Raw genomic sequence first — 23,787 nt, forward strand, 5'->3', positions numbered from 1 at the left:
GGCGGCCAACCCGCGACCCGAGCCGGACGGCCGGCCCCGGCGCAGGTCGGGCAACCCGCTGTGGTGGGCCGGTGGGTGCTCGGCGCCTCGGGACACCCGCACCCGCACCCGCACCCGGAAGGGGTCGTCCCGAATCGCGGTCGGCGGGGCGGACGGGTCCGGGCCGTTGCTCCCGCCGACCGGCCGGCGTCACCCCGGCCTGTCGGCGGCGCTGTGCGCACGCCGACCCCGAACCGGTCCAGTTCGCGCGCGTTGCCGCGAAGTGGCAGTGGCCCAACCAGGCCCGGAGTTGACCGCCCCCCCGCCGGACCGGCACCCGCTCAGCCCAGCCTCGCCCGCGCCAACTGCCGTGACTGGGCCACCAGTCGGTCCGTGCTGTCCCAGACCTCCGCGTCCTCCTCCAGGAAGCCGCCGGCCAGGTTGCGGGTGGTGATCGAGACCCTCAACGGTCCTGGTGCCGGGCGGGAGCGGACGTGGACGGTGAGTTCGACCGTGGGGACCCAGCCCTTGAGGCCGATCTCGAAGGCGGTCGGGGGGAGCGCGTCCACCGCGAGGAGGAGGGAGAGGGGGTCCGCGTCGCGGCCGTCCGCGAGGCCGAACCAGGAGCGCATCTCGCCCTTGCCGGAGGGAGCGCCGAGGGCCCAGCCGAGGGTGGACGGGTCCAGCTTGAGCATCAGGCGGTCGGTGATGGCCGAGCTGCCGTCGACCGGGGCCGGTCCGTCCTCGGGGCCGAAGCACTGCTCCATCGGCGGGAACACGGGCGGCTTCGCGGTCGTGCGGACGTCGTCCGGGAGCGCGTCCAGGTCGCCGTAGGAGGCGAGGACGCGGATGCGTTCCACCTCGCGGCCCTGGTCGTCGTACTGGAAGAGGGAGGCCTGGCCGGTGGAGAGGGTGCGGCCGGTGCGGACCACGTCCGTGCGGACGACCGCCGGGCCCGGTTGGGACGCCGTGAGGTAGTGCGCGGAGATCGTGAACGGGTCCGCGTGCGGGAGCGCGTCCGCGAGGGCGCGGCCCAGGACGGCGAGGAGATAGCCGCCGTTGACGGCGTTGATGATCGTCCAGCCGGCCGAGAGGTCGATGTCGTAGACGCCCGGGGCGCGACGGGTGACCGCCGTGTCGCGGTCGAACTCACTGTCACCGATCACGGCCCGCGTGGCCGCCGGTGCGGAAGCTGCTTCTGGCATACGTGAACCGTACAAGAGGAAATTACTAAGCGGTAGCTTTGATGTTGCGGGCATATGAAACCACCGCCGCCCGGGTGAGGTCCCGGCAATTTCTTGGTAAGTGTCCGTACTCGTCCGTGACCCGGGGCTCCCGATCCCCCTCTTTGGGGACATGAGCCTCACCGGGACTCCGTTCCTCTACACCGCCGTCGTGCTGACGATCGTCGCCCTCATACTGCCGCTCGTCCTGTGGTCGCGGATGCGCGGCCCCAAGGTCGTACGCCTGGCGGCACGGGCCCTGATGCTGCTGTTCGCGCAGGCCACGGCCGTCACCCTGGTCTTCGTCATGGTCAACAACGAGAACAATCTCTACGACAACTGGGCCGATCTCCTCGGCACCGGCAACCACGTCCAGCAGGCCGCCGACCTCGGCAAGAACGGCACCGGCAACATCTCGCTGAACCGGCTGCCCAAGGTCAAGCAGGACTTCTCCCCCGCCTCCGGTCCCGGCATGAGCTCCGCCGGCCAGGTGGAGGTCACCCAGCTCAAGGGCCGGGTGTCGGGCGTGAACGCCGAGGTCTACGTCTGGACCCCGCCGCAGTACAAGGAAGCGGCCTACCGCCACAAGAGGTTCCCCGTCGTGGAACTGCTGCCGGGCTGGCCCGGCTCCGCCAAGGCCTGGTTCGGGTCGATGCACGTGACCCAGCAGTTGGAGCCGCTGATGAGGAGCGGGCGGATCGCGCCCTTCATCCTGGTCGCGCCGCGCTACAACCTGCTGGCCGGCGTGGACACCGGGTGCGCCAACATCCCCGGCACGGTCAACGCCGACACCTGGCTCAGCGTCGACGTACCGAAGATGGTCACGGACAACTTCCGCGCCCAGCCCGCGCCCAAGGGCTGGGGGGTCGCCGGTTACTCGGCCGGCGCGCACTGCGCGGTCAAGCTCGCCGTCGCCCACCCCGACCGCTACCAGGCCGCGGTGAGCATGTCCGGCTACAACGACCCGATCGGCGAGCGCAACTCGCTGGCCGCGCAGAGTGTGGCCCTGCGGGAGGCGAACAACCCCTACCTGCTGCTGAAGAAGGCGGCGACACCGCCGCCGATCGCGATGTACCTCTCCGGCGAATCCGGCGACGGCTACCAGGCGGGCGTGGCCCTCGAACAGATCGCGAAGGCGCCGACGAGCGTGCACGTGGTGTTCCTGCCGCGCAGCGACGGCGGGCACACCATGGCGCTGTGGCGGCCCCAGGTGAAGACCGTGTTCCGCTGGCTGACCCTGGAGCTGGGCCAGAACCACCCGAGGGTCACGAAGTCGGGGTCGGATCCTCGCGGGCATTCGACCGGCGGTTCCACGCGCGAGGCGCTCGCCAGTGGAACCGCATCGCGAGCAGGCGCAGCACGAAAGCGGTGACGACCGCGAGCCCGCTGGTGAACGGGCCCAGCGCGTCGTAGCGGATGCACACGGCGACCATGGTGGCGCCGACGATCGCCGGGACCGCGTACAGGTCGCGGTCCCAGCGGAGCAGGGAGGGGGTCTCGTTGGCCAGGACGTCCCGCAGCACACCACCGCCGACGGCGGACCCGAGACCGAGGGCCACCGAGGCGGTCAGACCGAGCCCGTAGTCGTACGCCTTCACCGTGCCGGTGACACAGAACAGGCCGAGGCCGGCCGCGTCGAAGACGTTGACGCCGGCCTGGATGCGCTCCACGTGCGGATGGAGGAAGAAGACGAGGAGCGCGGCGAAGAGCGGGGTGCTGAAGTAGCCCAGGTCCGTGAAGGCGGCCGGGGGTACGGCCCCGATGATGAGGTCCCGGAACACCCCTCCGCCCAGCGCGGTGACCTCGGCGAGCACGGCGATGCCGAACACGTCGAAGTTCTTGCGGACGGCCAGCAGCGCGCCGGAGATGGCGAACACGAAGATGCCGACGAGGTCGAGCGTGTGCTGGACGGAGGGGCTGAACAGTTGTTGAAGCACCCCACATTGTTACTCGGAGGTCATTGCAGGGCGGGCTTGCCCGTCGTGTAGAGCCAGGTCTGGAACAGGTCGTCCAGCTGCCGGCCGCTGATCTTCTCGGCGAGCGCGATGAACTGCTCGGTGCTCGCGTTGCCGTAGCGGTGCAGCTTCGTCCAGGTCGGCAGGAGCTTGAAGAACGCGGTGTCGCCGATGCGTTCGCGGAGCATCTGGAGGGTCATCGCACCACGCTGGTACACGGCGGACGCGAACATCGTGTCGCGCTGCGGGTCGGCGACCACGGTCTGCCAGAACGCGGCGTCGGCCGGGCGGGCGTTGTAGCCGGCCAGGAACGAGTCGTGGGCGGTACGGGTGCCCTGGTGCTCGGCCCACAGCCACTGGGCGTAGGTCGCGAAGCCCTCGTTGAGCCAGATGTCCTTCCAGTGCGCGACCGACACGGAGTCGCCGAACCACTGGTGGGCCAGCTCGTGCACGATCGTCGTCTCACTGCGCACGGCCGAGTAGGCGGGCTTGCTCTGCACCTCCAGCGAGAACCCGGCCTCCGGCATGTCGTCGACGATCGCGCCGGTCTCCTCGAAGGGGTACGGCCCGAAGACCTGCGACCAGTAGTCGGTGGCGGCGGCCGTCACGGCGTACACGTCGACGCTGTTGCTGTTGGCGAGGACCGGGTCGATGGCGACGTAGATCGGGGTGCCGCCGGGGGTCGTCCCCGTCTTCACGTCGAACTTCCCGATGGTGGCGGTGGCGAGATAGGTCGCCATCGGCTTGCTCTCGCGCCAGTGGGTGTACGTCGAGTCGCCCTTGTCGTACGTCGAGACGAGGCGGCCGTTGGAGACTCCGGTGAGGCCCTTGGGGGCCTTGATGCGGATGTCGTAGGTGGCCTTGTCGGACGGGTGGTCGCTGGACGGGAACCAGGTGGAGGCGGCGTTGGGTTCGCAGGCGACGAAGACCCCGTCGGTGGTCTTCATCCAGCCGTAGTCGGAGCCGAACACGATGGGTCCGTTGAGGGGTTCGGGCACCCCGCCGTAGGTGACGGCGACCGTGAAGTCCTTGCCCTTGCGGAGGAAGTCCCTTGGCGTGATGCGCAGTTCGTCGCCGGTGCGGGTGAACTCGGCCCGTCTGCCGTTCACTTCGACCCTGGTGACCTCCAGCTTCTGCAGGTCCAGGTCGAAGGACGAGAGGTTCTGGGTGGCGCGGGCGGTGAGGGTCGTACGGCCGTCGAGGCGGTCGGTGTCGGGGTTGTAGGCGACGTCGAGGGCGTAGTGCCGGGCGTCGAAGCCGCCGTTGCCCAGCTGGGGGAAGTAGCTGTCGCCGATGCCGTCGGCGCCGGGGGTGGGGGCGGAGGAGGCGGCTATGACAAGAAAAGAGGCCGCCGCGGTCGCGAGGGCCCCTAAACGTGCCGAACGGGAGAGTGCCATGAGTCGTCCCTTCGGGTGCGTTTCCGATCAGTCGGACACGCTCGACTCTGCCCTCACTCTGCATGTCATGGGCATGACTTTACCAACTTGTCATGCGTCACAGGGTAGTTGACCGTGACACCCCGAAGGCCCCGGCGACCTGGACCGGTCACCGGGGCCTTCGAACGGCCTGATTCCGCGCTACTTCTCTTCGCCGGTCTCCGGCTCCGCGGATTCCGCGACCGGTTCGGCAGCCTCAGCCACCGGCTCGGCCGCCTCCTCGGAAAGCGTCGCCGCCACCGCGGCCGACGTCTCCGCCGACTCCTGCAGGGCGGTCTCGCCGAGCAGCTTCTCGGCCTCCTTCGCGACCGTCAGCAGGACCGTGTCCTGCGGAGCCTGGTCCGCGAAGTTCTCCGGGTGGTGGCAGGCGACCTGCTGGCCGGGCAGCAGCTCAAGGAGCGGCGGCTCGGTCGTCGTGCAGATCTGCGTCGCCTTCCAGCACCGGGTGTGGAAACGGCAGCCGCTCGGCGGCGAGATCGGCGAGGGAACGTCGCCCTGGAGCAGGATGCGGTCGCTCTTCGCGTTCTTCCGCCGCGGGTCCGGGATCGGCACCGCCGACATCAGCGCCTTGGTGTACGGGTGCATCGGCGCCTTGTACAGCAGCTCGCGGTCGGCCAGCTCGACGATCTTGCCGAGGTACATGACCGCGATCCGGTCCGACACGTGCCGGACCACCGAGAGGTCGTGCGCGATGATCACATACGTCAGGCCGAGCTCCCGCTGAAGGTCGTCCAGCAGGTTCACCACCTGCGCCTGGATCGACACGTCGAGCGCGGAGACCGGCTCGTCCGCCACGACCAGCCGCGGGTTCAGGGCGAGCGCGCGGGCGATGCCGATGCGCTGGCGCTGACCGCCGGAGAACTCGTGCGGATAGCGGTTGTAGTGCTCGGGGTTGAGACCGACCACCTCCAGCAGCCGCTGCACTTCCTTCTTGACCCCGCCCTCGGGCTCGACGCCCTGGAGCTTGAAGGGAGCGCCGACGATCGTGCCGATGGTGTGGCGCGGGTTCAGCGACGAGTACGGGTCCTGGAAGATCATCTGCACATTGCGGCGCAGCGGACGCATACCGCTCACACCGAGGTGCGTGATGTCCTTGCCCTCGAACTCGATCTTTCCGCCGGTCGGCTCCAGCAGCCGGGTGATCAGCCGGCCCATCGTCGACTTGCCGCAGCCCGACTCGCCGACCACGCCCAGCGTCTCGCCGGACCTGACCTCGAAGTCGAGGCCGTCGACCGCGTGCACGGCGCCGACCTGCCGTTGCAGCAGGCCCTTCTTGATCGGGAAGTGCTTCTGCAGCCCGGTCACCTTCAGCAGGACCTCGCCGGGGGCGGGGTTCTTGGTGAGGGTCCCGCCCTGCAACTGCGGCTCGTCGGCCTGCGCGGGAATCGTCACCGCTTTCTCGTCGTCACTCACAGCTTCGGCGCAATCTCTTCGGTCCAGATACGCTCCCGCTGTTCCTTGCCCAGGTGGCAGGCGGCCCAGTGCCGGGTGCCGACCTCGGCCAGCTCGGGGCGGACGGTGCGGGTGACGTTGTCCTTCGGGATGTCCGCGTACGGGCAGCGCGGGTTGAAGGCGCAGCCGGACGGGATGTTGATCAGCGAGGGCGGGGAGCCCTTGACCGGGATCAGCCGGTCCTGCTGCTCACGGTCGAGCCGCGGCATCGAGCCGAGCAGGCCCCAGGTGTAGGGGTGGCGGGGCTGGTAGAACACGTCCTCGGCCGGTCCCCGCTCGACACAGCGGCCGCCGTACATCACCAGGATGTCGTCGGCCAGTTCGGCGACGACGCCCAGGTCGTGGGTGATGACGATGACCGCGGAGCCGAACTCCTTCTGCAGGTCCCGGATGAGGTCGAGGATCTGCGCCTGGACGGTCACGTCCAGGGCGGTCGTCGGCTCGTCCGCGATCAGCAGCTCGGGGTTGTTGACCAGCGACATCGCGATCATCGCGCGCTGGCGCATACCGCCGGAGAACTCGTGCGGGTAGCTGTCCACCCGCTTGTCCGGCTGCGGGATGCCCACCCGGTCGAGCATCTCGACCGCGCGGCGCTTGGCGGTCTTCTTGTCGACGTCGTGGTGGATCCGGTACGCCTCCACGATCTGCGCGCCGATCGTGTAGTACGGGTGCAGCGCGGAGAGCGGGTCCTGGAAGATCATCGACATCTGCCGGCCGCGCAGCTTGCGCACGTGGTCGGGGTCGGCGGACAGCAGTTCGGTGCCGTCCAGCCAGATCTCGCCGGAGATCTGCGCCTTGCGCTTGCCGTACTGGCCGGCCGTGTGCAGACCCATGATGCCGAGCGAGGTCACCGACTTGCCGGAGCCGGACTCGCCCACGATGCCGAGGGTCTTGCCCTTCTCCAGCTGGAAGGAGAGCCCGTCGACGGACTTGACCAGGCCGTCGTCGGTGGGGAAGTGCACTTTGAGGTCGCGCACTTCGAGGAAGGCCGTGGGCGCGGGAGAGGCGTCCGTGGGTTCGCCCACGGCGGCCCCGCTCTTGCTGAGTTCCGTCATGAGAGCCTCACTCGGGGGTCGATCACGGCGTACAGGATGTCCACCACGAGGTTGGCAAGCAGCACCGCGAGAGAAGTGATCAGGGTGACGCCCAGAATAATGGGCAGGTCCTGGTTCTTGATGGCGGTGAGCACCGCCTGGCCGAGGCCCGGCAGGCTGAACGTCGTCTCGGTCAGGATCGCGCCGCCGATGAGGGCACCGAGGTCCATGCCGAGCATGGTCAGGATCGGCGTCATCGTGGAGCGCATGGCGTGCTTGCCGATGACGACCTGTTCCTTGAGGCCCTTCGCGCGTGCCGTGCGGATGTAGTCCTCACCGAGGATCTCCAGCATGGTGGCGCGGGTGATGCGGGCGTACATGGCGGCGTAGAGGAAGGCGAGGGTGATCCAGGGCAGGATCATGCCGCCCAGCCAGCCGGAGAAGCTCTGGTCCAGCGGCACGTACTGGCCGTTGATCCAGTTCAGCCCGTAACTGAAGATCGCCAGTGAGAGCAGGCCCGTGAAGTAGATGGGGAGGGACACACCGCCGAGCGCGATCACCATGGCCGACCGGTCCCAGATGGTGCCCCGCTTGAGCGCGGAGAGCACACCCGCCGCGACACCGAAGATCAGCCACAGCACGGCGGCACCGAGCGCGAGTCCCAGGGTCACCGGGAAGCGGTCGGTGAGCACCGGCCATACGGACTGCTCGCTACGGAAGGAGTAGCCGAAGCACGGCGCGGCACAGTGGGTGACGTCGCCGCCGGCCGAGTAGGTGCGGCCGACGAAGATGCCCTTGAAGAAGTGCCAGACCTGCACGAAGATCGGGTCGCTCAGACCCAGCTTCTCCCGCACCGCCGCGACGGCGTGCGGGTCGGCCTGCTTGCCCACGAAACTCGTGGCGATGTCCACGCCCGCCCACTTGGGGACGAGGAAGAAGATGCTGAAGACCACCAGGATGATGACGACCAGCATCACTGCGGCGGCGAACAGCCGCCTGATGAGGTAAGCGAGCACAGCTAACGGCCCGCTGCGGGACCGGGGCCACCGGAGGTCGTCCGGTGGCCCACGGCCCCGCCGCGCCGGCCTTCACCTGCCTTTCGTGCCGTACGGCGGGTGTGCCGGGATTACTTCGTGGACTTCAGACCGATGTTGACGAAGTCGTAGTAGCCGCTGTACGCGTTCGTCGTGTACACGTTGGCGATACGCGAGGAGCGCCAGTTCAGGAGTCGCTCGAAGGTGAAGGGCAGGTAGTACGCGCCCTCCATCACCTTGTGGTTGATCTCCGTGGCGATCTGCGTCTTCTTCGACTCGTCCAGCGCGGTGTTGTACTGGTTGAACAGCCCGTCGATCGTCTTGTCCTTGATCAGGCCGAAGTTGTTGTTACCGCTCTGCAGGATGTACTTGCTGTCCCACAGCGGGGCACCGTAGCCCTGGACGGTCGGGAAGTCGGCACCCCAGCCCATGATGATGATGCCGAGCTTCTTCTTCGCGACGTTCGAGGGGGAACCGATGATGCCGGAGCTCTGCGAACCGTCGTACTGGTAGATGTCGGCCTGGATGCCGACCTTCTTCAGCGCCGCCTGCAGGGACGTGGCCGTGGCCACCTCCTGCGTCTTGTTGTTGCGGACGGCGATGGTGGTCTTGAAACCGTTCGGCTGACCGCAGGCCTTCAGCGCCTTCTTGGCCAGGTCGTCGTTGCCGGTCTTGTTGGCACCGGAGATCCCGTACGGGTCGTACTTCTGGCCCTCGCCACCGGCGATGGCGGGCGGGAGCATGTTGGTGCCGATGTCACCACCGGCGATCGGGCCACCGCGCGCGGTCTGCAGCGACACGTGGTCGGCCGCGTAGATGACCGCCTTGCGGCACTCGATGTTGTCGAACGGCTTGACGCTCTGCGGGAAGACCGCGTAGCGGATGAAGCCGGAGATCGGGTTGTCCAGGTTGGCCTTGTGCTCCTTCAGGGCGATGGTGCGGCCCTGCGGACCCAGACCCGTCTGGCCGGCGTCTATGTCGTAGTCGCCGTTGATCAGACGCTGGTCCATGTCGGACTGGTTCGAGGAGATGGTCAGCGAGATCTTGTCCGGGTACGCCTTGCGCACCGGGTCGGACGACGCCTTCCAGTTGGTGTTGCGCACCAGCACCAGCTTCTTGCCCGGGCTGTACGACTCGAACTTGTACGGGCCGGACGAGAACGGGTGCAGCGTGTACTTCGCCTTGGTGTCCTTGTCCTGGCGGACCGGGGACGCCGTGACCATGGCGAGGACCTGCTTGAAGTCCGAGTTCGCCACGGGCAGGTGGAAGACGATCGTCTTGGCGTCGGGCGTGGAGATCGCCTTCAGGCCGAGCTTGTCCTTCGAGGTGTCCTTGTAGGGACCCTTGTAGGTGTTGTTCGGGTCGAGCATCTGCTGGAGGTAGATCGGACCGCCGGACAGCACGTCCTGCGCCCAGACCCGCTCGATGCCGTACTTGATGTCCTGGGAGGTGATGGCCTTGCCGTCCTCCCAGGTGATCCCGTCACGCAGGTGGAAGGTGTAGGTCTTGCCGTCGGACGAGACCTGGCCCTCGTCGGTGGCGAGGTCGGGCGTGAGCTCGGCGCCCGCGGCACCCGGCTCGGTCTTGAAGGTGAGCAGCTGACGGCTGTAGTACCGCGAGAAGTCCCACATGAAGCCGTAGTAACCGCGCGTGGTGTCCCAGAAGTCGGCGTCCTGGGCGGAGACGAACTTGAGCTCGCCGCCCTTCTTGACCAGCGAGGCCTGGGCGACCTTGTTGTTCGCCGCGTCGAAGCCGGCGGCACCGGTCTTCGAACCGCCGTCGTCGCTGCTGTTGCCGCCGCCGCACGCTGCCAAGGCCAGCATGCCGGCGACCGCGGCAGCAGCGGCAAAGGCCTGCCTACGCCGCCCTGAGGTGCGTTGGGTAGTCACGATCTCGGATCCTCCGGATTTGATGAGAGACCCCGTGTAGATGGCACGGGACGCTTGGGGCAATGCGGTTCAGCGGGAAGCCTTCGGGTCCAGCGCGTCCCGCACGCCGTCGCCGAAGAGGTTGAAGGCCAGAACGGTGATGAAGATCGCCACGCCGGGAACCACCATGTACATGGGGTCCGAGTCGTAGTAGTCGATCGCGGTGGAGAGCATCTGTCCCCAGGAGGACGTGGGCGGCTTGACGCCGACGCCCAGGAAGCTGAGTGCCGCCTCGGTGAGGATGTTGGTGGGGATCATCATCGTCGTGTACACGATGATCGGCGCGACCAGGTTGGGCAGCAGTTCCTTGAACAGGATGTAGAAGCGACCGGCGCCCAGCGAGCGGGCGGCCTCGACGTACTCGCGCTCACGCATCGAGAGGGTCTGTCCGCGCACCACGCGTCCGATGTACGGCCAGCCGAAGAAGCCGATCACCAGGATCATCACGAAGACCCGCACGCTGGAACCGCTCAGGCCCAGCATCTCGTTCGGCATCACCGAGACCAGCGCGATGATGAAGAGCAGTTGCGGGAAGGCCAGCAGACCGTCCATGACGCGGCTGATCACCGAGTCGACCCAGCCGCCGAAGAAGCCGGCCAGGATGCCGAGAACGGTGCCGAGGACGACGGCCACGATCGCGGACAGGAAGCCGACGAGGAGCGAGATCCTGGAGCCGTAGAGGATCCGCGCGAAGATGTCGCGGCCGTTGACGGGCTCGACGCCCAGCAGGTGGTCACCGCTGATGCCGCCCAGCGACCCCTTGGGGGTGCCGAACAGCGGGTCGATCAGGCTCTCGTGGAAGGTGTCCGGATCCTGTCCGATCAGGCTGGCGATCATCGGGGCGAAAACCGCGACCAGAATCAGGACAAGCACGACAATGCCGCCCGTGAGGGCGAGTTTGTCGCGCTTGAGGCGCTCCCAGGCGATCCGGCCCAGGGAACGTCCCTGCACGGCCTTTTCACCGGCGGTCGCAGCCGCCGCCTCTTCGGCCGCGCTCGGGGCCGCTTCCGCGGTCGGCTCGTGCAATGGTGCCGTCATCTGGCAGGGACCCCTCTCAACCGGCGGTAGCCGGCCCACACTTGCCGCTGTGGCGGCCATGATCAGTCCGTCGTACATCGGGGCACACGGCCCCTGGTGCGGGAGTCTTCAACGCTTTGGTGATCTGCTGCCAGACTTGGCGGTGAATGGATGCGTAAACGTGATGCGGGCTGGAGGGTTCCGTTATACGGACAACGGGTAACGCCCCCCGGACGCCGGACATTTGGGACAGAACACCGACCCAGTGCCTTTTTGGGGCATCGGACCGTGATCTACGCGCGAAGAAATGTGTCGTCGGCGTAGATCCTGCGGAGAAGCGGGGAAGAGGACTCGCCGGGTCAGTATCCACCACGGGCGGGCGGGTAGCCGTACCCGCCCGCCTGGGCGGGCGCCGCGTGGGCCTCGCGGTCGTAGAACGGGCGGGCGTTCGCCCGCAGCCACAGGGCCACCGGGTCGTAGTCGTCGGACATCGCCACGGTCGACACCGGCAGACCGTCCGGGACCGCGCCGATCGACTGCTGCATCATCGCGCGCACCGAGTCCACGGCGGGCGGACTGGTGTCGTAGACATCCAGACCGATCGCGAGATACGGCGCTCCGAGCGCGGGCTGCACCCAGGCGCGGCGGAGGGTGCGGACCGCCGGGGTACGGTGGGCGTTCTGTGTGAGCAGGCCGTAGAACTGCGGGACCTCGATCGCCGGTTCCGTCAGGCGCAACGGCCCTGCGGGCTGGCGCTCCAGGCCGGTGGCGATGCGGCGCAGATCCAGCCAGGGGATGCCGACGCCGCCGCCGGGGGCGTGCGGGTTGAGCCAGAGGCCGAAGTGGTCGGGGTAGAGGGTGCGGGCCACGTCCAGGCCGTCGACCACCTCGTACGAGCGGTTCCAGCCGCTGGCCGAGAGCTCCTGGGCGGAGGTGACGCAGGGGGCGTAGCCGTAGCCCTCGACGTGCATGTTTCCGTACTGGGCGTCCGGGGAGCCGGACTGGCCGTGCCACAGGAGCATCCAGATCTGGCCGGAGTGGGGGGTCGCGAGGGCGCGCAGGAGCGCCTCGTAGGCGTCGTAGCGCCCGGGCGTCACCTGGCGCAGCATGTGCTCGACCTGGCCGGTCGCGGTGCCGCTGGCGCTCACGTGTACCGCCCCTTCTGGTGGTTGGCCTGCGTTCGGAAACAGCTTAAGCGCCCAATGGGTGGGGGCCTGTGGTGCGTTCGCGAGTGGCGGTCCGTTGTGGCTGGGCGCGCCCCGCGGCGGAGCCGCAGATCGACACAGCCCCACGCCCCTTCAGGGCGCCTTCAGTGACCCTGTGTATAGAAAGGACGCACCGTCTGGCGCATCCACTCCGCCACCGGGTCCTGCGTCACGTCGAGGAGGACCAGGTTGACCGGCCATTTGACCTCGGTCCGGGTGAGGGCGCGGGACAGGGCGTCCATGGGGGCCGCCCTCAAGTCGCCGTCCCAGTTGGTGAGTTCGACGCCCACGAACATGACCGGGTCGGCGGTCTCGATGGCGGCGAGGCAGCGGCGGGCCGTGGCGACCACGCCGATGCCGGCGAACTCGGCGGAGGCCGCGGCGAGGAAGTCGACCGGGTCGTCCTGCCAGTCGGGTTCGAAGAGGCGGACCCGGCCGCCACTGGTGGGGCCGTCGAGGGCGGTGCGGCCGATGCGGCACAGCTCGGCCACGGCGGGGGGCGGGAGGGGGATGCCGACCACGCCGTCCGGGTTCACCGCGATGCCCACCTGCGGGGGCAGCCCGCGGGCGAACTCCACCGCGGGCGCGATCGTGAACGACAGATGCGAGCCGACGACCTGGCGGAACTGCTCCTCGGAGCTGAAGACCGGGACGAAGGCCTGTCCTTCGATGTCCAGCGTGGGCAGGTCCAGGGGTCCGCTGTGCGGGCCGCCGCCGCTGGGCAGCGGGACCCAGACGAAGCTGCGGGACAGCACCTCGATGATCCGGCCGCCGGCCGAGGGCAGGCCGAGGGAGACCGAGAGCACCTCCTCCAGCTCGTTGCCGGGCCATCCGCCGTGCGGATGCGGGTGGGGGTACGCCTGACCGGGGAAGTCCGCCGGGAAGTCCATCTACCTACCGCCTGCTGGTGAAACCGCCTGCTGTAAACGTGCTGTGACGGAAAAGGCTAGCGGCTCAGTCCGCGAAGTCGATCCGCCGCAGCACGTCCGCCGCGTCCCGGTCCAGCAGGACCGCCGAGCCCACGCCGTGCGGCAGGTCGCCGCGCTCCACGGCGCGCAACAGGCGGGCGGCGGCCCGGCGGTGGCGCAGGAACGCGTACCGCGAGACACCCCGGCCGCGCTCCCGCTGGCCGTCGAGCGCGGTGTCCGGGCTGACGTCGAGGAACACCAGGTGCAGGGTGCCGCCCCGGCGGTGCGCGGCGCGGGCCAGCCAGCCGCGGACCCAGGTCTGGGTGCCGCAGTCGTGCACGACGGCTCCGGACGTGGAGCGCAGGGCGCGGTGCAGTCCGGCGTAGTGGGCGAGGCGGACCAGGGGGCGGTAGACCGCGTACGGGAGGAGGCCGGATGCACGGGACATCCGGGTCTCCCAGCGGTCCCTGGCGTCCTGGCTGTCGACGCGGACGCCGTCGCCGGTCACCGCGCGCCGCATCAGCGTGGACTTGCCGCTGCCGGGCAGGCCGGTGACCACGACGAGGTCGCGGCGGCCGAAGCGGAGTCCGTGCGGGCTGCGGCCGGCGCGCTCGCGGAGGTCGCGGACGACCGGTGCCGGGCGGGCCGGGCATGCCTCCCTGGCCGGGGCCGAGGGCTGCTCGGGCAGCGCTACGGCCGAGGTCGTGGCGTACACCGTGGTCCTTGTCACCGTGATCGTCCTCCCTGCGGGGTCAGGAAAGGTTCTCCCCAACTAACGTAAAGAGAAGGTAATGCACGGTGTCTCGCGGTTCCGTTCGCTTCCGGCCACAGGCCTGTTACAAAGCCTGTGCGATGATGTGCGCGCCTAACTGCATACCGGCCGCTTGAATCCGCGCGGGAGAGTCCCCAGTCGTACTTCGTCAGTCGTACGACGTCCGGGGCGCCGAAGGAGCAAGTCCCTCCCTTGAATCTCTCAGGCCCAGTTACCGCGCGGGCGAGGCACATCTGAAAAGCGGACCGCCCGTCCAGGTGGTCCCACCCAAGGTGCAACCCATGACCCGTGCGTGTCCCGCGCGGTCATGGCGAACCTCTCAGGTTCCGATGACAGATGGGGAGGAACGACCTCGCCGTCATGCCTTGGGAGACCGACCGATGAGCAGTACCGCCGCCCCCCGTCGCACCGCGCTCGACGCGCTGCACCGCTCGCTCGGTGCGACGATGACCGACTTCGCCGGCTGGGACATGCCGCTGCGCTACGGCTCCGAGCGCGACGAGCACCTCGCCGTCCGCACGAAGGCCGGCCTCTTCGACCTCTCCCACATGGGCGAGATCACCGTCACCGGACCGGAGGCGGCCGCACTCCTCGACTACGCGCTCGTCGGCAACATCGCCTCCGTGGGCGTCGGCCGCGCCCGCTACACCATGATCTGCCAGGCCGACGGCGGGATTCTCGACGACCTGATCGTCTACCGGCTGGCCGACACCGAGTACATGGTCGTCGCCAACGCCTCCAACGCCCAGATTGTCCTGGACTCGCTGATCGAGCGGGCCGAGGGCTTCGACGCCGTCGTCCGCGACGACCGTGACGCCTACGCGCTGCTCGCCGTCCAGGGCCCCGAGTCCCCCGGCATCCTCGCCTCGCTCACCGACGCCGACCTCGACGGCCTCAAGTACTACGCCGGCCTTCCCGGCACGGTCGCCGGTGTCCCCGCGCTGATCGCCCGCACCGGCTACACCGGCGAGGACGGCTTCGAACTGTTCGTCGCCCCCGGTGACGCGGAGAAGCTGTGGGAGGCGCTGACCGAGGCCGGAGCGCAGGCCGGGCTGATCCCCTGCGGCCTGTCCTGCCGCGACACGCTCCGCCTGGAGGCGGGCATGCCGCTGTACGGCCACGAGCTGTCGACCTCCCTCACCCCGTTCGACGCCGGGCTCGGCCGGGTCGTGAAGTTCGAGAAGGACGGCGACTTCGTCGGACGTACGGCCCTGGAGGCCGCCGCCGAACGCGCCGCCGCGCAGCCGCCGCGCGTCCTGGTCGGCCTCGTCGCCGAGGGCCGCCGGGTCCCGCGCGCCGGGTACTCCGTCGTCGCCGACGGCCGGGTCATCGGCGAGATCACCTCCGGCGCCCCCTCCCCCACGCTGGGCAGGCCCATCGCCATGGCCTACGTCGACGCCGCGCACTCCGCGCCGGGCACGGCCGGTGTCGGCGTGGACATCCGGGGCAGCCACGAGCCGTACGAGGTCGTGGCGCTGCCGTTCTACAAGCGCCAGAAGTGACAGTCGTCGTAGCGTCGAGTCCGTGACCGGGCGGATCGCCCCTGTTCCCCTGTCCGGCGATCCCTTCCGCATTCCCCCCTTCACCAGCACTCCCCCGCGTACAGGAGAATTCACGCCATGAGCAACCACCCCGAGAATCTGCGGTACAGCAAGGAACACGAGTGGCTGACGGCCGCCGTCGACGGTGTCGCGACCGTCGGCATCACCGAGTTCGCGGCCAACGCGCTCGGCGACGTCGTCTACGCCCAGCTCCCCGAGGTCGGCACGACGGTGACCGCGGGCGAGTCCTGCGGCGAGCTGGAGTCGACCAAGTCGGTGTCGGACCTGTACGCGCCGGTCACCGGTGAGGTCGTGGAGATCAACTCGGCCGTCGTGGACGAGCCCGCGCTGGTCAACTCCGAGCCCTTCGAGGGCGGTTGGCTGTTCAAGGTGCGGATCACGGAGGAGCCCGGGGACCTGCTCTCCGCCGACGAGTACACCGCCTTCACCGCCGGCTGAGGAGTCGTAGAACCATGTCCGTCCTGAACACGCCCCTGCACGAGCTCGACCCGGACATCGCCGCCGCCGTCGACGCCGAGCTGCGCCGACAGCAGTCCACGCTGGAGATGATCGCCTCGGAGAACTTCGCTCCGGTCGCGGTCATGGAGGCGCAGGGCTCCGTCCTCACCAACAAGTACGCCGAGGGGTACCCGGGCCGTCGTTACTACGGCGGCTGCGAGTACGTCGACGTGGCAGAGCAGATCGCGATCGACCGGGTCAAGGAGCTGTTCGGCGCCGAGTACGCCAATGTGCAGCCGCACTCGGGTGCCTCCGCCAACCAGGCCGCCCTGTTCGCGCTGGCCCAGCCCGGCGACACCATCCTCGGCCTCGACCTGGCGCACGGCGGCCACCTCACCCACGGGATGCGGCTGAACTTCTCCGGCAAGCAGTTCAACGTGGTCGCGTACCACGTGGACCCGACGACCGGTCTGGTCGACATGGCCGAGCTGGAGAAGCTCGCCAGGGAGCACCGCCCGAAGGTCATCATCGCGGGCTGGTCGGCGTACCCGCGGCAGCTGGACTTCGCCGAGTTCCGCCGGATCGCGGACGAGGTCGAGGCGTATCTGTGGGTCGACATGGCGCACTTCGCCGGGCTGGTGGCGGCCGGCCTCCACCCGAACCCCGTCCCGTACGCGGACGTCGTCACGTCCACCACCCACAAGACGCTGGGCGGCCCGCGCGGCGGGATCATCCTCGCCAAGCAGTCCTTCGCGAAGAAGCTCAACTCCTCCGTCTTCCCCGGCTTCCAGGGCGGTCCGCTGGAGCATGTGATCGCCGCGAAGGCCGTCTCCTTCAAGGTCGCGGCGGGCGAGGACTTCAAGGAGCGCCAGCGGCGTACCGTGGAGGGGGCGCGGCTGCTCGCCGAGCGTCTCGTCCGGGACGACGTGAAGGCCGTAGGGGTCGACGTCCTGTCCGGCGGCACGGACGTGCACCTCGTCCTGGTCGACCTGCGGAACTCCGAACTCGACGGTCAGCAGGCCGAGGACCGGCTCCACGAGGTCGGCATCACGGTCAACCGCAACGCCGTCCCGAACGACCCGCGGCCCCCGATGGTCACGTCGGGGCTTCGCATCGGCACGCCGGCGCTGGCAACGCGGGGCTTCGGCGCGGACGACTTCGCCGAGGTCGCGGACGTGATCGCGGAGACGCTGAAGCCGTCGTACGACGTGGCGGGTCTGAAGGCCCGGGTCACGGCGCTGGCGGAGAAGTACCCGCTGTACCCCGGGCTGTAGTCGGCCCCCGGGGCACCGCCGCACACTGAGAGGTGCACGGCGGTGCCCCACCCCCCTCGCACCACCCCGCACGTCTTGCGTTCTGAGGAGTCACCGTGGCCATCTCGGTCTTCGACCTGTTCTCGATCGGCATCGGCCCGTCCAGCTCCCACACGGTCGGCCCGATGCGGGCGGCCCGCATGTTCGCGCGCCGGCTGCGCAACGAGGAGCTGCTCGACTCCGTCGCCTCCGTCCGCACCGAGCTGTACGGCTCGCTCGGCGCGACCGGGCACGGGCACGGCACCCCGAAGGCGGTGCTGCTCGGCCTGGAGGGCGAGTCTCCGCGCACGGTGGATGTGGAGGGGGCCGACGAACGGGTCGAGCAGATCAAGTCGGCCGGACGCATCCGTCTGCTCGGCGAGCACGAGATCCCGTTCGACTTCGATGCCGACCTGAAGCTGCACCGCCGTAAAGCCCTGCCGTACCACGCGAACGGCATGACCCTGTGGGCGTACGACGCGGCGGGCGGCGAGCTGCTGTCCAAGACGTACTACTCGGTGGGCGGCGGCTTCGTCGTCGACGAGGAGGCGGTCGGCGCCGACCGGATCAAGCTGGACGACACGGTCCTCAAGTACCCCTTCCGCACCGGCGACGAGCTGCTGCGCCTCACCCAGGAGACCGGTCTGTCGATCTCCGCGCTGATGCTGGAGAACGAGCGCGCCTGGCGCACGGAGGAGGAGATCCGGGCCGGGCTGCTGGAGATCTGGCGGGTGATGGGGGCGTGCGTGTCGCGGGGCATGTCACGGGAAGGCATCCTGCCCGGCGGCCTCCGGGTCCGCCGCAGGGCCGCCATGTCGGCACGCCAACTCCGGGCGGAGGGCGACCCGTTGGCGCACGCGATGGAGTGGATCACGCTCTACGCGATGGCGGTGAACGAGGAGAACGCGGCGGGGGGTCGCGTGGTGACCGCCCCCACGAACGGCGCGGCGGGCATCATCCCGGCGGTCCTCCACTACTACATCAACTTCGTGCCGGGCGCCGACGAGGACGGGATCGTCCGCTTCATGCTCGCGGCCGGCGCGATCGGCATGCTCTTCAAGGAGAACGCGTCCATCTCCGGCGCGGAGGTCGGCTGCCAGGGCGAGGTCGGCTCCGCGTGCTCGATGGCGGCGGGCGCGCTGGCCGAGGTGCTGGGCGGCTCTCCCGAGCAGGTCGAGAACGCCGCCGAGATCGGCATGGAACACAACCTCGGCCTCACCTGCGACCCCGTCGGCGGCCTCGTCCAGATCCCCTGCATCGAACGCAACGGCATGGCCGCGGTGAAGGCGGTGACCGCCGCGCGCATGGCGATGCGGGGGGACGGGTCCCACAAGGTGTCCCTCGACAAGGTCATCAAGACGATGAAGGAGACGGGGGCGGACATGAGCGTGAAGTACAAGGAGACGGCTCGGGGTGGGCTTGCGGTGAACATCATCGAGTGCTGAGGAAGTAGGCTCCGAGCAGCGCTTTTGTGTCACCTTCGGCAGCTCACCGCAATCCGTGGTCGCGGCACCATTGGTCGATGTCATGGCTCTCCGCCGCGAGCGTGTGCCGCCAGTGGACGTCGGCGAGGATGGCCTCCGGGACCGTCGGGTGGATCGTGAAGACCTTGATGAGGCCGGTGATGCGGAAGATCCGGATGATCCGCTCGGATGTGATCACGAGACGCAGTGAACCGTCACGCGTCAGCAGCCGCTTGCGGCCGGCCACGAGGGCGCCCAGGCCGGTCGAGTCCAGGAACTCCACGCCACGCAGGTCCGCGATGACGTGCGAGGTCCCGGTGTCGATGAGTTCGGTTATTTTCTCGCGCAGTTCGGGGGCGGTGTACACGTCGATCTCGCCCGCGGCGCTGAGGACGGTGCAGTCGTCCCCCGCGTTCACGGAATCCAGGTGAAAGTGCTGCACTTCGGCCTCCGTTGCCGGTCCCTGATATCTGTCATCGTGGATATTGACAGGGAAATGCTCGGCGTTACGCTAGGGCGCCTGGCGAGCGATGTCAATGCAAGGAATTCTTCGTCATTGCTCAGGATGACATTGGGGAGCGGTCATGCGGGTCGAGGAAGCCATCGGACGGCAGATCGCGCGCCTTCGGGAAGCGCGGCGGATGTCACTCGCCGAGCTGGGCGAGGCGGTCGGGCGGTATCTGGGCAAAGCCTGGAGCCGTCAGGCCGTCCACCAGGCCGAACGCGGTGGCCGTGCCTTCACGGCGACCGAACTCACGGCCCTCGCCCTGGCCCTCGACACCTCGGTGCCGGCCCTCTTCCTCGCGGACGAGGAATCCATTGACATGCCCGGCAGGGAGATCTCGTCCGAGGAGTACAGAGGCGTGCTCCTGCACGCGGACAAGGACACGCCCCTCGACGGCGTCGAGGAACTCATCGTGGCCCTGCACGACATCGGCGAGGTGCTGTCCAGGCCCGCGCTGGTCCGCCTGGCGAAGATCGGACGGGTGGCGGAGCAGGTCACCAGTACAGAAGCCACCGCCCGTCGCACCACACGCCGTGCCCTTGGAAAGTGAGCCGCTCGTCGTCGGGATGCACGCGGGTGCTGGGGGCGACCTGGTGCAGGGTGTGGCCGGAGTGGATCACCATCCGGCCAGCGGTGTAGGGGACGTACTCCATGGTGTGGAAACGCCGCAGATCGGCGACGGACTCGACCCAGCCCTTCCCCAGCGCGTGCCGGAACCGCTCATGGCTCACGTCCCAGATGTTCAGGCCTCCGCCCGCCGCGGGCAGCCGGATCGCCAGGGTGAAGGAGATGTGCCGGGTCAGATCCGTCCCGGGGGGCCAGGAGATCGACTGGTACTGCAGGTCGAAGTGCAGGGGCGCGACCGGTTTGGTGAACACCGCCGCGGACAGCCAGACGTGGAAGCCGGGCAGTCCCAGGTGTTCGGCGTAGGTGACGGGGGCGCCCAGATGGTCGCCGAGCAGCTTGGCGAGATGGGTGTACAGCCAGTCGAAGGAGTCCCGGAGCAGCGGTCGCGTGGTGTCGGCACGCCGCTGGTAGACGGCGGACTCCGGGTCAGGTGCGAGGTCGAGGTAGCTGGGCGCGCCCAGGGTGAAGAAGGCGGCCGGTTCCGGGCCGCGAGGTGTCCAGTGCCGGCGGAGGGCGTGCACGGCGTCACGGAGTTCGGCGCTGCCCGCCGCGGTCAGCACTTCCAGCGAGTCGATCACGACGGCGTCCCCCGGAGCAGTGCGAGGAGCGAGGTGCTGATGGTTCCGCCGAGGCGCCGGTCGTACCAGTCGTACGCGGGCATGGGATTGACTTCCAGGCACCAGTAGGTGCCGTCGTCGGCGAGCTTGAAGTCCCAGCCCGCGAAGGACATGCCCAGGTCGGCGGTGTGCCGGACGATCTGTGCGGCGAGTTCTTCGGGGAGTTCGCAGGGGGTGAACTCGGCGTCCCCGTCGGTCCGGTAGTCCACGGCGCCGGACGCGATCTCCTCCGCGTGCACCCGGTCCCCGACGACATGTGCGCGGACGTCCCGGCCCGGAACGTAGCGCTGGAGATGTACCGGACCCTGACCGGGCTCGAAGCCGGCCAGGCCGGCCGCGTCGACGAGCCTGCTGGTGGCCCGCACGCCGGAGACCGCTTTGACGAGGGTCGGTCCGGCCGCCGCGAAGGCCCGCAGCCGCTCCGGCGACGAGCCGGTGATGCTCGGTGGCACCCGGAACCCGGCCCGGGCCAGCGACTGTTCGTGCAGCGGCTTGGAGCCGTTGTCGGAGTGGATCGAGGGCCGGTTGACCACCAGGCCGGGGATGTGGTCCAGCCAGGCGGTGAGCGCCGTCGTGAGCCAGCGCCAGTGCCGGGCCGACGCGCGGTCCTGCTGTAGGGCCGCCAGATCGGCGATACGGCAGTAGTACGACCCCTCGGAGTCGAGGACATGGCCGCCCAGCCTCGCCGACCGGTCCCCTCCCACGGTCAGCCGCCAGTCGCCCGACTCGACGACCGTCCGCAGGTCGATGGCCTTGACCGGTACGCCCCTGGCCTCGGCCTCGGCGACGAAGTGCGTGAACGTGCTCTCGGAGCTGAGACCGACCGCGTAGATCATGGGAAGAGGACCTTCACGAGTTGGGGGCCCAGGCCGAGCCAGACCATGCGCAACTGCTCCACGTCGGGGAACGGCTCCACCGCGACCGGCCATGCCTGGGTGAGGTCGGGTGACACCCTCCAGACCACGGCCGCGAGGTCGAGCCCGAGGCGGGCGACGATCTCCGTGCTGCGCTCCTCCAGGCCGAGCCGGTCCAGATCGACCGGGCTGCTGCGCCACCCCTGGCTGCCGAGGACCACGACGCTCTCGAAGAGGGGATCGGGGTCCGACCACCTGGCCCGGTAGGGACCGTCGCCGTAGGCCGAGGTGATGTGACCGTCCGGGAGTTCGGGCCAGGGGCGGGTGCGCCAGGAGTCGAGGTCCTGGACCCACCACCGCGTCCCCTGGTCGCCGGAGGGTTCGCCGGCCTGCTCAGGAGGCCGGGAGGAGAAGACCTCCGGTGAGCCGACGGGCAGACCTGCCCTGAGTTCCGTGAGCGCCGCGGACGGGGACACCCGGGTGCCCGGGCCACCCGGCAGCGGGCGGTTGATCACCGGTGCGGGGGTCAGGGCGGCGATAGCCCACAAGTGGGCCAGGCACTCGTTGAGCTGGAACTCGGCGTCGAAGCTGATCCGCGGCAGAGGCGGGGCGGGCAGCCGGACGAACATCGGCAGCGCGGGCTCGACCACCGCGGTCGAGCCGTCGACGGTGAGGGTGAACAGCTGCGCGGCGTCGAACACGTCGAGGATCGTCGCCGCGTGACCGCTGTCGAGCACGAAGTCCCGCACCTCGACGGCCACCGGGTCCTCGGGGTCGGCGACGACGACCAGCCCGGAGGGATCGCGGCCGGGCACCTCAGATGACGACACCGCGCCTCCTCAGCAGGCGGTTGACGCGGGAGCCGCGCAGCGCCTCCGCGGCCTCGCCCTGCCCGCCCGCGGGGGACTCGGCCGCGGCCCCGAATCCCTCGTCCGTCCCGGCCGGGCCGGGATCGCGCGGCCCGTCCGACTGCCGTACGAAGGCGGCGGGACCGAACGGCGCCATCGCCCCGTCGGAGTCCTTGCCGTCCTTGAAGTCCTTCGAGTCCTTCGAGTCCTTCGAGTCCTTCGAGTCCTTCGTGTCCTTGGTGTCCTTGAAGTCCTTCGTGTCCTTCGTGTCCTTGAACTCCTTGACCTCCTTTCCCTCTTTCCCGTCCTTGCCGTCCTTGCCGTCCTTGAAGTCCTTGAACTCCTTCATCCGTTTCCCCGCCGTCGGCGGGCGGCCGTCAGCGGGCGGTACATCGCTGTCCTCCGGCTCGGAGAAGATCCGGCCGGGCGGGGCGTTCCACAGCATCGCCGTGATGTCGCGCCGCTCGGCGGCCGAGAGAAACGGGCGTACCCGCGACTCGTCGATGGTCCACGTCATGCGTTCACCTCTCCTGTCGTGGAGGGGGATGCCGCGCGATACAGCCGCAGTGCCGCGGCCAGGCGCCGCTGGGCATCCCGGTGGTGTGGGTTGAGGTTGAGAATCAGGTGGTCCACACCGAGTGCCGCGTACGCCCGCAGGCCGTGCGCCACGTCCTGCGGTGAGCCGGTGAGGATGTCGGCGTCCGGTGGTGCCTCCTGGCCGGGGTCGGCCGGTGGGCCCTCTTCCGGATCCACCCTGACGTTGACGCCGAGGGTGATGCCGAGAGCCTTCGGATCGCGTCTCTCCCGCAGACAGGTCTCGCGCACCCGGTCCAGGGTCCCCACGCTGCCTTCCGGGGATCCGAACCAGCAGGCGTTCCACAGGTCCGCGTACCGCGCCGCCAGCGCGGTCATCCGGGGTCCGTGCGCCCCCACCAGGACGGGCGGACCGCCGGGCCGCACACCGCGGGGGCGCAACTCGCCGTCGTGGAGCCGGTGGTGACGGCCCGCGAAGTCGGCGCGGCCCGTCCGCAACAGCGCGACGATGATCTGCAGGGCCTCCTCGAAGCGGTCCACCCGGTGGTCGAAGGGGATGCCGAAGGCTTCGAACTCGGGGGCGTGCCACCCACTGCCGAGGCCGAGGACGAGCCGGCCGCGGCTGACCTCGTCGAGGGTCACCGCCATCTTCGCCAGTACCGCGGGGTTGCGGAAGGCGGTGCACAGCACGAGGGTGCCGAGTTCGATCCGGTCGGTCGCCTCGGCGATGGCCGTCAGTACCGTCCAGGACTCCCAGATGCCCTCGGTCGGCCCGCCGGCCTCGCGGAACAGGAGATGGTCGAAGACCCACAGCGAGTCGAAGCCCGAGTCCTCGGCCCGCAGCGCGAGCTCTCTGATCTCCCCGTACGACGGCTGCCCCCACGGATACTCCGCGAGCGGCAGTACCAGGCCGACCTTCATCGCGTCCCCCCGTGGGCGAGCCCGGACCCCGAACCGAAATTACAGCAAGCCACGAGGCGTCACAATGGGTACAGGGGGCGGTACTTGGGCAAAGGGGAGACCAGAGGACGGATTCGGACTCGGACTCCCTCGACACACGATGCGGGCCGCGGCCATCCTGGTTTCGGGGGGCGGCACCACCTC

At 69.2% G+C, this 23,787-nt stretch carries 22 protein-coding genes, 1 pseudogene and 2 riboswitches; of the genes and pseudogenes, 6 read left to right on the forward strand and 17 right to left on the reverse strand.

The features are described 5' to 3' along the window. Positions 1-320: 320 nt before the first annotated feature. The gene (locus ACFXC1_RS21195; protein WP_381244759.1) at positions 321-1,184 is read right to left on the reverse strand and encodes a thioesterase family protein; all 864 of its coding nucleotides are present in this window, start codon (positions 1,182-1,184) and stop codon (positions 321-323) included. A 151-nt stretch (positions 1,185-1,335) separates the two neighbouring features. Here ACFXC1_RS21195 and ACFXC1_RS21200 point away from each other — a divergent pair, with 151 nt between their 5' ends. Continuing rightward, positions 1,336-2,574 carry an alpha/beta hydrolase gene (locus ACFXC1_RS21200; RefSeq protein ID WP_381244761.1) on the forward strand — a complete coding sequence of 413 codons (1,239 nt, stop codon included), beginning with the start codon at positions 1,336-1,338 and terminating at the stop codon, positions 2,572-2,574. On the opposite strand, the gene ACFXC1_RS21205 is transcribed toward ACFXC1_RS21200, so the two are convergent. The 10 genes from ACFXC1_RS21205 to ACFXC1_RS21250 form a co-directional block, all read right to left on the reverse strand. Next, positions 2,468-3,139: a trimeric intracellular cation channel family protein gene (locus ACFXC1_RS21205; protein WP_381244762.1), complete on the reverse strand. Its 672-nt coding sequence runs from the start codon at positions 3,137-3,139 to the stop codon at positions 2,468-2,470. The two genes, ACFXC1_RS21200 and ACFXC1_RS21205, sit on opposite strands and share 107 nt — an antisense overlap. Positions 3,140-3,159: 20 nt before the next feature. Then, the gene (locus ACFXC1_RS21210; protein WP_381244764.1) at positions 3,160-4,554 is read right to left on the reverse strand and encodes a M1 family metallopeptidase; all 1,395 of its coding nucleotides are present in this window, start codon (positions 4,552-4,554) and stop codon (positions 3,160-3,162) included. 180 nt (positions 4,555-4,734) lie between these two features. Continuing rightward, the gene (locus ACFXC1_RS21215) at positions 4,735-6,006 is read right to left on the reverse strand and encodes an ABC transporter ATP-binding protein (protein WP_381244766.1); all 1,272 of its coding nucleotides are present in this window, start codon (positions 6,004-6,006) and stop codon (positions 4,735-4,737) included. After that, positions 6,003-7,100, reverse strand: coding sequence for an ABC transporter ATP-binding protein (locus tag ACFXC1_RS21220; protein ID WP_381244768.1), 1,098 nt, complete (start codon positions 7,098-7,100; stop codon positions 6,003-6,005). The genes ACFXC1_RS21215 and ACFXC1_RS21220 overlap by 4 nt, the downstream gene beginning before the upstream one ends. After that, positions 7,097-8,095 (reverse strand): ABC transporter permease, encoded by a 999-nt coding sequence (locus tag ACFXC1_RS21225; RefSeq protein ID WP_381244770.1) that lies wholly within the window; start codon positions 8,093-8,095, stop codon positions 7,097-7,099. Before ACFXC1_RS21225 ends, ACFXC1_RS21220 begins: the two co-directional genes overlap by 4 nt. A 110-nt stretch (positions 8,096-8,205) precedes the next feature. After that, positions 8,206-10,002 carry an ABC transporter substrate-binding protein gene (locus tag ACFXC1_RS21230; RefSeq protein WP_381244772.1) on the reverse strand — a complete coding sequence of 599 codons (1,797 nt, stop codon included), beginning with the start codon at positions 10,000-10,002 and terminating at the stop codon, positions 8,206-8,208. Between the two features lie 69 nt (positions 10,003-10,071). Next, a complete protein-coding gene (locus tag ACFXC1_RS21235; protein WP_381244774.1) occupies positions 10,072-11,079 on the reverse strand; it encodes an ABC transporter permease in 1,008 nt (335 codons plus the stop codon). A gap of 338 nt (positions 11,080-11,417) precedes the next feature. Then, the gene (locus tag ACFXC1_RS21240) at positions 11,418-12,206 is read right to left on the reverse strand and encodes an enhanced serine sensitivity protein SseB C-terminal domain-containing protein (RefSeq protein ID WP_381244775.1); all 789 of its coding nucleotides are present in this window, start codon (positions 12,204-12,206) and stop codon (positions 11,418-11,420) included. A 161-nt stretch (positions 12,207-12,367) separates the two neighbouring features. After that, complete coding sequence (locus ACFXC1_RS21245; protein WP_381244776.1) at positions 12,368-13,153, reverse strand: enhanced serine sensitivity protein SseB; 786 nt, start codon at positions 13,151-13,153, stop codon at positions 12,368-12,370. A gap of 64 nt (positions 13,154-13,217) precedes the next feature. Continuing rightward, complete coding sequence (locus ACFXC1_RS21250) at positions 13,218-13,907, reverse strand: AAA family ATPase (RefSeq protein ID WP_381244965.1); 690 nt, start codon at positions 13,905-13,907, stop codon at positions 13,218-13,220. Positions 13,908-14,056: 149 nt separating this feature from the next. Next, a riboswitch (glycine riboswitch) is annotated at positions 14,057-14,170 on the forward strand. After that, positions 14,171-14,289: riboswitch (glycine riboswitch) on the forward strand. Positions 14,290-14,323: 34 nt separating this feature from the next. Here ACFXC1_RS21250 and gcvT point away from each other — a divergent pair. The 4 genes from gcvT to ACFXC1_RS21270 all read left to right on the forward strand — a co-directional run bounded on the left by gcvT (position 14,324) and on the right by ACFXC1_RS21270 (position 18,680). Further along, positions 14,324-15,445, forward strand: a complete 1,122-nt coding sequence (gene gcvT, locus ACFXC1_RS21255) for a glycine cleavage system aminomethyltransferase GcvT (protein WP_381244778.1) — start codon at positions 14,324-14,326, stop codon at positions 15,443-15,445. 117 nt (positions 15,446-15,562) lie between these two features. Further along, positions 15,563-15,943: a glycine cleavage system protein GcvH gene (gene gcvH, locus ACFXC1_RS21260; protein ID WP_381244779.1), complete on the forward strand. Its 381-nt coding sequence runs from the start codon at positions 15,563-15,565 to the stop codon at positions 15,941-15,943. 14 nt (positions 15,944-15,957) lie between these two features. Next, positions 15,958-17,217: a serine hydroxymethyltransferase gene (glyA, locus tag ACFXC1_RS21265; protein WP_381244781.1), complete on the forward strand. Its 1,260-nt coding sequence runs from the start codon at positions 15,958-15,960 to the stop codon at positions 17,215-17,217. Positions 17,218-17,312: 95 nt separating this feature from the next. After that, positions 17,313-18,680, forward strand: coding sequence for an L-serine ammonia-lyase (locus ACFXC1_RS21270; RefSeq protein ID WP_381244782.1), 1,368 nt, complete (start codon positions 17,313-17,315; stop codon positions 18,678-18,680). Positions 18,681-18,801: 121 nt separating this feature from the next. On the opposite strand, the pseudogene ACFXC1_RS21275 reads toward ACFXC1_RS21270, so the two are convergent. Beyond that, positions 18,802-19,125 (reverse strand): annotated as a pseudogene (locus ACFXC1_RS21275) (STAS domain-containing protein); the annotation flags it as partial. Between the two features lie 157 nt (positions 19,126-19,282). Between ACFXC1_RS21275 and ACFXC1_RS21280 the strand changes: the two are divergent. Continuing rightward, on the forward strand, positions 19,283-19,753 hold the full coding sequence (locus ACFXC1_RS21280; protein ID WP_381244784.1) for a helix-turn-helix domain-containing protein: 471 nt from the start codon (positions 19,283-19,285) through the stop codon (positions 19,751-19,753). On the opposite strand, the gene ACFXC1_RS21285 is transcribed toward ACFXC1_RS21280, so the two are convergent. From ACFXC1_RS21285 to ACFXC1_RS21305, 5 genes are read right to left on the reverse strand one after another with little or no spacing between them, the layout of a single operon-like run. Continuing rightward, the gene (locus ACFXC1_RS21285) at positions 19,698-20,408 is read right to left on the reverse strand and encodes a hypothetical protein (protein ID WP_381244786.1); all 711 of its coding nucleotides are present in this window, start codon (positions 20,406-20,408) and stop codon (positions 19,698-19,700) included. The genes ACFXC1_RS21280 and ACFXC1_RS21285 overlap by 56 nt on opposite strands. Then, positions 20,405-21,283, reverse strand: coding sequence for an ATP-grasp domain-containing protein (locus ACFXC1_RS21290; protein WP_381244788.1), 879 nt, complete (start codon positions 21,281-21,283; stop codon positions 20,405-20,407). Before ACFXC1_RS21290 ends, ACFXC1_RS21285 begins: the two co-directional genes overlap by 4 nt. Further along, positions 21,280-22,131, reverse strand: a complete 852-nt coding sequence (locus tag ACFXC1_RS21295; RefSeq protein ID WP_381244789.1) for a hypothetical protein — start codon at positions 22,129-22,131, stop codon at positions 21,280-21,282. The genes ACFXC1_RS21290 and ACFXC1_RS21295 overlap by 4 nt, the downstream gene beginning before the upstream one ends. Next, entirely contained in the window at positions 22,118-22,666 is a 549-nt protein-coding gene (locus ACFXC1_RS21300; protein ID WP_381244791.1) for a hypothetical protein, read from the reverse strand. Before ACFXC1_RS21300 ends, ACFXC1_RS21295 begins: the two co-directional genes overlap by 14 nt. Next, positions 22,663-23,604, reverse strand: a complete 942-nt coding sequence (locus ACFXC1_RS21305; RefSeq protein WP_381244792.1) for an LLM class flavin-dependent oxidoreductase — start codon at positions 23,602-23,604, stop codon at positions 22,663-22,665. The genes ACFXC1_RS21300 and ACFXC1_RS21305 overlap by 4 nt, the downstream gene beginning before the upstream one ends. Positions 23,605-23,787 lie beyond the last annotated feature (183 nt).

The organism is Streptomyces hokutonensis (assembly GCF_042751305.1).
Lineage (GTDB): Bacteria > Actinomycetota > Actinomycetes > Streptomycetales > Streptomycetaceae > Streptomyces > Streptomyces hokutonensis_A.

What these genes read in the sequence shown, in the direction of transcription:
- ACFXC1_RS21220 (WP_381244768.1), bottom strand. Translation starts at nt 7,100, where the DNA reads ATGACGGAACTCAGCAAGAGCGGGGCCGCCGTGGGCGAACCCACGGAC.
- ACFXC1_RS21210 (WP_381244764.1), bottom strand. Translation starts at nt 4,554, where the DNA reads ATGGCACTCTCCCGTTCGGCACGTTTAGGGGCCCTCGCGACCGCGGCG.
- gcvH (WP_381244779.1), top strand. Translation starts at nt 15,563, where the DNA reads ATGAGCAACCACCCCGAGAATCTGCGGTACAGCAAGGAACACGAGTGG.
- ACFXC1_RS21305 (WP_381244792.1), bottom strand. Translation starts at nt 23,604, where the DNA reads ATGAAGGTCGGCCTGGTACTGCCGCTCGCGGAGTATCCGTGGGGGCAG.
- ACFXC1_RS21195 (WP_381244759.1), bottom strand. Translation starts at nt 1,184, where the DNA reads ATGCCAGAAGCAGCTTCCGCACCGGCGGCCACGCGGGCCGTGATCGGT.
- ACFXC1_RS21235 (WP_381244774.1), bottom strand. Translation starts at nt 11,079, where the DNA reads ATGACGGCACCATTGCACGAGCCGACCGCGGAAGCGGCCCCGAGCGCG.
- ACFXC1_RS21300 (WP_381244791.1), bottom strand. Translation starts at nt 22,666, where the DNA reads ATGACGTGGACCATCGACGAGTCGCGGGTACGCCCGTTTCTCTCGGCC.
- ACFXC1_RS21200 (WP_381244761.1), top strand. Translation starts at nt 1,336, where the DNA reads ATGAGCCTCACCGGGACTCCGTTCCTCTACACCGCCGTCGTGCTGACG.
- ACFXC1_RS21290 (WP_381244788.1), bottom strand. Translation starts at nt 21,283, where the DNA reads ATGATCTACGCGGTCGGTCTCAGCTCCGAGAGCACGTTCACGCACTTC.
- glyA (WP_381244781.1), top strand. Translation starts at nt 15,958, where the DNA reads ATGTCCGTCCTGAACACGCCCCTGCACGAGCTCGACCCGGACATCGCC.
- gcvT (WP_381244778.1), top strand. Translation starts at nt 14,324, where the DNA reads ATGAGCAGTACCGCCGCCCCCCGTCGCACCGCGCTCGACGCGCTGCAC.
- ACFXC1_RS21245 (WP_381244776.1), bottom strand. Translation starts at nt 13,153, where the DNA reads ATGGACTTCCCGGCGGACTTCCCCGGTCAGGCGTACCCCCACCCGCAT.
- ACFXC1_RS21280 (WP_381244784.1), top strand. Translation starts at nt 19,283, where the DNA reads ATGCGGGTCGAGGAAGCCATCGGACGGCAGATCGCGCGCCTTCGGGAA.